General features: G+C 36.5%; 6 protein-coding genes. All 6 read right to left on the bottom strand.

What is annotated here, in order from left to right:
* Nucleotides 1–881, bottom strand: an 881-nt coding sequence (locus ACQR30_RS09970; protein WP_429734580.1) for a FecR family protein, incomplete at its 3' end; no start/stop codon positions are given.
* 23 nt (nucleotides 882–904) lie between these two features.
* A complete protein-coding gene (locus ACQR30_RS09965) occupies nucleotides 905–1453 on the bottom strand; it encodes an RNA polymerase sigma factor (RefSeq protein WP_429734578.1) in 549 nt (182 codons plus the stop codon).
* A 509-nt stretch (nucleotides 1454–1962) separates the two neighbouring features.
* On the bottom strand, nucleotides 1963–2829 hold the full coding sequence (locus ACQR30_RS09960; RefSeq protein ID WP_429734576.1) for a helix-turn-helix domain-containing protein: 867 nt from the start codon (nucleotides 2827–2829) through the stop codon (nucleotides 1963–1965).
* A 50-nt stretch (nucleotides 2830–2879) separates the two neighbouring features.
* A complete protein-coding gene (locus tag ACQR30_RS09955) occupies nucleotides 2880–3362 on the bottom strand; it encodes a DoxX family protein (RefSeq protein ID WP_429734574.1) in 483 nt (160 codons plus the stop codon).
* A gap of 581 nt (nucleotides 3363–3943) precedes the next feature.
* Nucleotides 3944–5242, bottom strand: coding sequence for a spondin domain-containing protein (locus ACQR30_RS09950; RefSeq protein WP_429734572.1), 1299 nt, complete (start codon nucleotides 5240–5242; stop codon nucleotides 3944–3946).
* 42 nt (nucleotides 5243–5284) lie between these two features.
* Nucleotides 5285–5818 carry a carboxymuconolactone decarboxylase family protein gene (locus ACQR30_RS09945; RefSeq protein ID WP_429734570.1) on the bottom strand — a complete coding sequence of 178 codons (534 nt, stop codon included), beginning with the start codon at nucleotides 5816–5818 and terminating at the stop codon, nucleotides 5285–5287.
* Between the last annotated feature and the right edge of the window lie 350 nt (nucleotides 5819–6168).

Below are 6168 nucleotides of genomic sequence, written 5' to 3'. Positions count from 1 at the left end.
GGTTTGTTGTTTTGACTTACAACAATTAAAGGCTTTTTATCTTCTGGCTTGAGAAAATTAAGAATAGGAGAAAATTGATCAGAAAAGACATGATAGACAATCTCATTGCCTGCATTAAGATAATACCGTTTGTACTCATTCCTGTTATAGTTGCTACTATCTTTTACGACGACAAATTTGTTATTATGTATATTTAATTCTTTTGCGAGACCATCTATTTTTCTGACAAGGACCTTGCCTTCATATAATCTTATATTGATTTCTCGACTGCTTATTTTCACAAGAAAACAGGTACCCAAAGCAGTTGTGGAAACCTGCTCGCTATACACTGTAAAGGGACGTTGTGCATCTTTAAATACTTTAAATAAAGCTTCTCCTTTCAATTGCATATCTCTTTTGGTCGCTTCAAAATGGGCAAGGTAACTGATAGTACTGTGTGGATATAATTCAACTGTTGTACTATCTGGCAATATCAAATGTTCTACAGCAATACCCTTATTACTATGTGTAATTACTTTGAGGGGTCGTGAAACAACCGTTTTCTGTGTAGGACTATCTTGAGAATGTTCAAAATAAAATATGCCTACCAGTAAGAGAAATATCGCAGCGATACTACTGATCTTGTAATACAATGACCTGCGTCGATTTTTTTTTTCGGCAAGCGTACTATGAATTTTATCAAGCATTCTGTTGGAAACAGAATCATCTAAAGGCTCATTCCACCTGGAAGTATCGTTCCAGTCTAATTCCGGAAAATACCTATCCGCTTCCATGGGATACTCCTTGAAATACCGGGCAACTTCTTCTCTTTCCTGATCGCTGCACGTTCCTGTAAAAAACCTTTCTATTACGTCTTTAGTAATGATCATATCAGCCTGCAAAGTTACAATTTCATGATTAGCAATTACAACCCTAAACTTATAAATAAAAGGTACAGCAAAAAAAATGTCTTAATATATTTAAGGGCAAGATTAATATGATTCTCAACTGTTTTCGGTGTGATGTTTAATTTTTCTGATATCTCTTTATGGGACATTTGCTTATAACGGCTCATTTCAAAAACCTTCCTCCTTACTGGAGGTAGTGATGCAATTAGATTTTCCAATTTTGAAATAGTTTCCTTGTAAAAAACATTTCTATGCATATGTTGTAGCGTTTCAAACCCCTCACTTTTTGCCGAAAGTATCCTACTATTTTGCTGTTGAGTTTTCCTGATGTAATCAATAAGGGTCGTTTTGGCAATGCGAAATATTTGTATCTGTAAATCAATCTCATCTGAAAGGTGGCTCCGGCTATTCCACAACTTGATAAATGTAAGTTGCACTACTTCTTCTGCAAAATAGGTCGATTTTGTACGATGTAGAATGTAGTTGTACAGCCTCGGATGAAAAGCATTATAAATCTCATTGAATGTGTTTGGGTTGCTGTTTTTTAGTTCTCTTATACAGTTCATAAAAACGTCACATTTTGATAATATCAAACGAATATATTTCTTTTTTGTTATAGTTTATATAAAATTTCGGTTTTGATATTTATCATTAAATTATTCGTTTATTAGCTTTCTCCTGTTGGAATTATTACTCTTTCGACCTAATGTTGTAGATAGAATTTATAGAACCCTTCCGTGATTAAGCTATGCCATTACATCTATATTTGACATAAATCGGACTTACAAATTATGCTTTAATGAATTTAAACATAAAAATAAACGCGCAGTAAATGTCGTTTTATGCTTTGCTTATTTCCAAGCAGATAGGGAGGCAGAGGCGGAGCAGCAATTGAAAATAGAAAGCAACGCTTTAATTTGTATCCGACTGTTTTAGTTTGAACGGATTTACAAAGGAGGGTGAAAATAAGTTTGGCGTGAATTTGCCAAGTTCTTACATTAAACTATGCATTAAACAAGGCTATTGAATAAGCAATAAATGCCGAAGAAATAATCCCTAATGTAAAGAAGTCTATTTACTTAACCTTGTTAGTAGTGTTATTGTCTTCTTTTCGAAAAGCTGAAATATTTTTACCTGTATTTGATTTAAAAAAGCGGCTAAAATGTTCCGGGTTTTCAAACCCCAATTCATAAGCAATCTCCTTGGACGTTTTATCCGTATAATGCAGATAGCGCTTCGCTTCCAATATAATCCTGTTATGAATCACCTTTACCGGCGATGGTTCATGACACATCGCAAAGAAGTTGGAGAGAGTCTTAGGCGACTTATTTAACGCAGCCGCATAAAATTTTACGGCATGTTCTTTTCTAAAATTACCTTCTAAAAACAAGGAAAAGTTACGTATCAAATCCATCTTTTCATTGCTGAATTTGTCATACGATTTAACTTGCTTCTGGGCCGTACGGGTAATTTTAATGATCAACCTTTTTAATAAAGAACGAAGCATTTCTCCCTGGAAGCTGTCTTCTACATTTATCTCATCGGAAAAACTTCTTTCGATGTCGGACAGCTCTTTAAGCTCTTTTTTGTTAAGAACTATAAACATTGGGTTATGAATGCCATAAAATAAAAATCCAACACAGCCTACTTCAGCGTCATGATCTACAATACAATAAAACTCTCGGTTGAACTGCCATGCTACCAATGCCTCCGGATATTCGAAAACAAAATGTTGATTATGCATCAAGGGCAAAACACTCTGAGCGGGCATCGTATATTTTACCTCATCAATGATTACTTCCTGTTCTGCTCCTTTATTAAACACAAATGTATTAATGGATTTAGATGAAGTATCTGTTATGCCTACACCCCTGAACATTCCATTTCTGACATGCATGATAAAATGCCCAAGAGTGGCGTTATTTCTATATTCTTTTAACATCTTTTCTGGGGAAAAATAATTTTTATCTTAATTCTGTCATCAAATTTATTTTAATTTAATTCAACATTTGTATTGGACCTCCGTTTATTTCGTTTGACCCTCTCTTCATCAATAGAAAAGATACCAGGACCTGTAAAAATCAATGAAATTAAACATGCAATATATAAAAGATTGATCTCATAGCCGGGCGGTCCAAATTTTGGGCCGGCTGAAGTGAGTCCGATAGTATTAACCGAGCTAAATCCATAATGAAACTGTATAGAGAACATTGCTACTAGCATGGTTATGATTAGCGGTATGGCAATCATCCTGAGATATAAGCCTGTCAGCACCGCGAGGCCACCTAGTAGTTCGATATAAGGCACCAGTAACCCATTTACGTGTGCAAAAGGGACGCCAATTTGAATAAGCAATTTTTCAAATCCTACCGTTCCTCTACTTATTTTAACGTAGCCATGTACCATAAAGCCAATGCCGACAATTAGTCTTAATACCAAAGGCGCAATAGCGTTAAGCTTTTCTTTTTTAATCATAATAATGCATTTTTTAAATGTCTATCCATTTTCAAATATCGAAGGCCCAGCAATAATTTAGGGCGCCTAACCATAAAACTGAATGATTGAGTATAAATGGTGGCATTTCTATTAAGAACAATATTCGGTCTCATTGTATTAGCCAGTTTGTCCAGCACTACAAAGACTACCGCAGTTGCAATTTTCGCATCTTTATCAATTCCTATCTTATACCTGTAGGCCTTCTGTTATCAAGACCTATTTTTATGTTTGCTGTTTTTTATCTTTTCTATCTTTGAATAACCTGTTTTAATTTTAACCCCCGTTTTGCAAGTGTAAGCGGTTGTATAGCCCCGATATAACCAATTTGTTTCTCCATTGTTTCACGCTTAGACAACGGCGTTGTAAATTGCAGCACCATTTAGCCTTTCATAATGTCGTTTCCGATTTATTTTGCGCAACTACTTCTATGCATCACACAATAGAAAAATTTATCTTTAATGAAGCCTACGGCGATATGTTTTGATCATTTTATTTTCGGATCTAATCTATTGGTGAATAGTGCGGCAGCATGATGGTCATAATCTGCCGCACTTTAAACATTATCGAATTGTTACATTGATGATGTTGCTAATATCGGGAAGGGTCGTAAAGGAGTTAGGATTGGGTACTGCTGCAATAGGCTTGCTTTCGGTAAGTGGTGTGCCAGCAAGATTAAATTGTGTTACCCCCGCTCCTGGGAATTGGTTTACCGCTGTTCCATCATCAAATAACCCTACCTGAGAAGATATATCGCTCGCCTGTGTGGCGTCTATTTCGCCTTTTGTGGCAAAGAACCAGTCGTTGGAAAAGCCATACATAGTAGCTACGGCCACCTTGTCCCCAGGGGCAACACTAATCTGCTGTGATACGCTGCTACCTGCTTGTCCATTGATGACTGGAAGCAGTACTTTAGAGTTGGCTGCAGGTAACACATACACATTTTTTACTCCTTTCACAGTTTTCAGATAATCTGCTAATCCGCTTGCATCTCCTTTTTGGGCAAGTGCTTTTAAACCATGACCTGCATCGTTCTGCCCAACTGTATAAATAGGATTAGAGATGCCATTGTATACAACAACCAATATGGGTGACAAAGGGGTGAAAATACCGGTAATACTACTTAAATAAGAATTAAGTTCACTATTGTCCCCCATTTCAGAGATCTTGGTCAGGCCATTGGCTGTAGGTTTACCTTCAGTGTAAATAGGATCAGAATTTAGTAAATTATTCCCAACAATATAAGAGACCGCCCAAACGCCGGGGCTGAAAGGCGTTTCATTAGTTGTGCCGCCCGAAATATTTTTAAGCGTGAGGGTAAACATCGAATTACCATCGTATTTTAAATTAGCCTTCATCAATGATGATGCAGGTAAGTAAGTATTGCCCTGCGCATCCGTTCCGTTGACTTCGACAATGTTTTGTGGTTTAGTTTCTGCAGTACCCGGATGATTTACCGTTGAACCAGGTTTTTGGTTAATGCGTGTGCCATTATCCCAGAGTTTTATTTGAGAAGATACATCGCCCTGGATAGGATTACCGCTAGCGTCATAAACTTGTATGCCGGGATTTGCAGGAGCAAAGAACAGGTCGTTTGACCAACCGTACATCGTTGCAAATGTAATGGCTTCTCCTTTCGCTGCTGAAAAAGTAATAGAAGATGAATCTCCAGGCTGGATAAGCATACCGGGCTGTTGAAATGTGCCAGATTCGACTAAAGGCTGTGATTTCAATACGTTTTCTATCGTAATGATATGATGGCTTGTTACCGGTATATTATCATGGCTTTTACTACAGGACACCAGGACAAATGGTAAAGCAGCAGACAATAATAGCCATTTGGAATTAATTGACTTTTTCATAATTTAAATGTTTATTTAGGGAGGATTTTTGTTTATTACTTATTAGTCCAATTGAGGAGCTAATGGAAAATCTATTGGTACATTTGTAAGATTGTGCAAGTAATTGCTTATAATTTTATCACCTATCTGAAAGATTACATCAATCATATTTCCCTTTGTGTAACCTGCGTCGAAAAACGTATTTAATACATGCTCTGTTACCCTACCTTTTGTTTCTGTAACGGCTTTGGCAAATTCCACCAGAGCATTTAGTTTGAGGTCGCTTGCATTTCCTTTCCTTATCTTCAGCACTTCTTCATCGGAAAAACCATTCATCTTTGCGATGAGGGTATGTGCACTCAGGCAATACCTACATCCGTTTACCTGGCTTACTACGAGATTAATAGCTTCCTTTTCTTTGATATTTAAGGAAGACGGACTATTCTGAAAAACCATATACTTAGATAACGCATTATCAGAATAGGCCATAGTAGCATATAGGTTAGGGACATTGCCTATCGATTTCTCAAGGCCTGTAAAAAGTTCTTTATTCTTTTCGGAGACTTCTTCTTTTGTTGGAACATCAAATTTTATCATTGCATCAGTTATTTATAGAATGCAAATATGACTCTCTCTAAGAAGGCAAACAATGACGATTATTCACAAAGAAATGACGATTTTTCCCGAAACGGCTTTTTCGAAATCATTTTTCATTTATACCTCTGAATAGCTATAAACTTAATGTGGGAACATGATCCGACTTAAAATAATTGGCAATTCAAGTGACGAAGCACAGCTATATGAACTCGGAAAGCAAGTACAATGTTGGATCAGAAAGATGCAAGAATTACAAGAATTGGATTTTAATAAAATCACGAATCCTCTTTTCGCTACGTATCCACCCCACGAACTACATCTTGTTTAATTCGATAAAATTTTGTGGGTAT

The organism is Arachidicoccus sp. (assembly GCF_050436765.1).
Lineage (GTDB): Bacteria > Bacteroidota > Bacteroidia > Chitinophagales > Chitinophagaceae > Arachidicoccus.
Note: the sequence above shows the minus strand (reverse complement) of the source record. Positions and strands in the feature narration are given on the sequence as shown.

What these genes read in the sequence shown, in the direction of transcription:
- ACQR30_RS09950 (WP_429734572.1), bottom strand. Translation starts at nt 5,242, where the DNA reads ATGAAAAAGTCAATTAATTCCAAATGGCTATTATTGTCTGCTGCTTTA.
- ACQR30_RS09960 (WP_429734576.1), bottom strand. Translation starts at nt 2,829, where the DNA reads ATGTTAAAAGAATATAGAAATAACGCCACTCTTGGGCATTTTATCATG.
- ACQR30_RS09965 (WP_429734578.1), bottom strand. Translation starts at nt 1,453, where the DNA reads ATGAACTGTATAAGAGAACTAAAAAACAGCAACCCAAACACATTCAAT.
- ACQR30_RS09955 (WP_429734574.1), bottom strand. Translation starts at nt 3,362, where the DNA reads ATGATTAAAAAAGAAAAGCTTAACGCTATTGCGCCTTTGGTATTAAGA.
- ACQR30_RS09945 (WP_429734570.1), bottom strand. Translation starts at nt 5,818, where the DNA reads ATGATAAAATTTGATGTTCCAACAAAAGAAGAAGTCTCCGAAAAGAAT.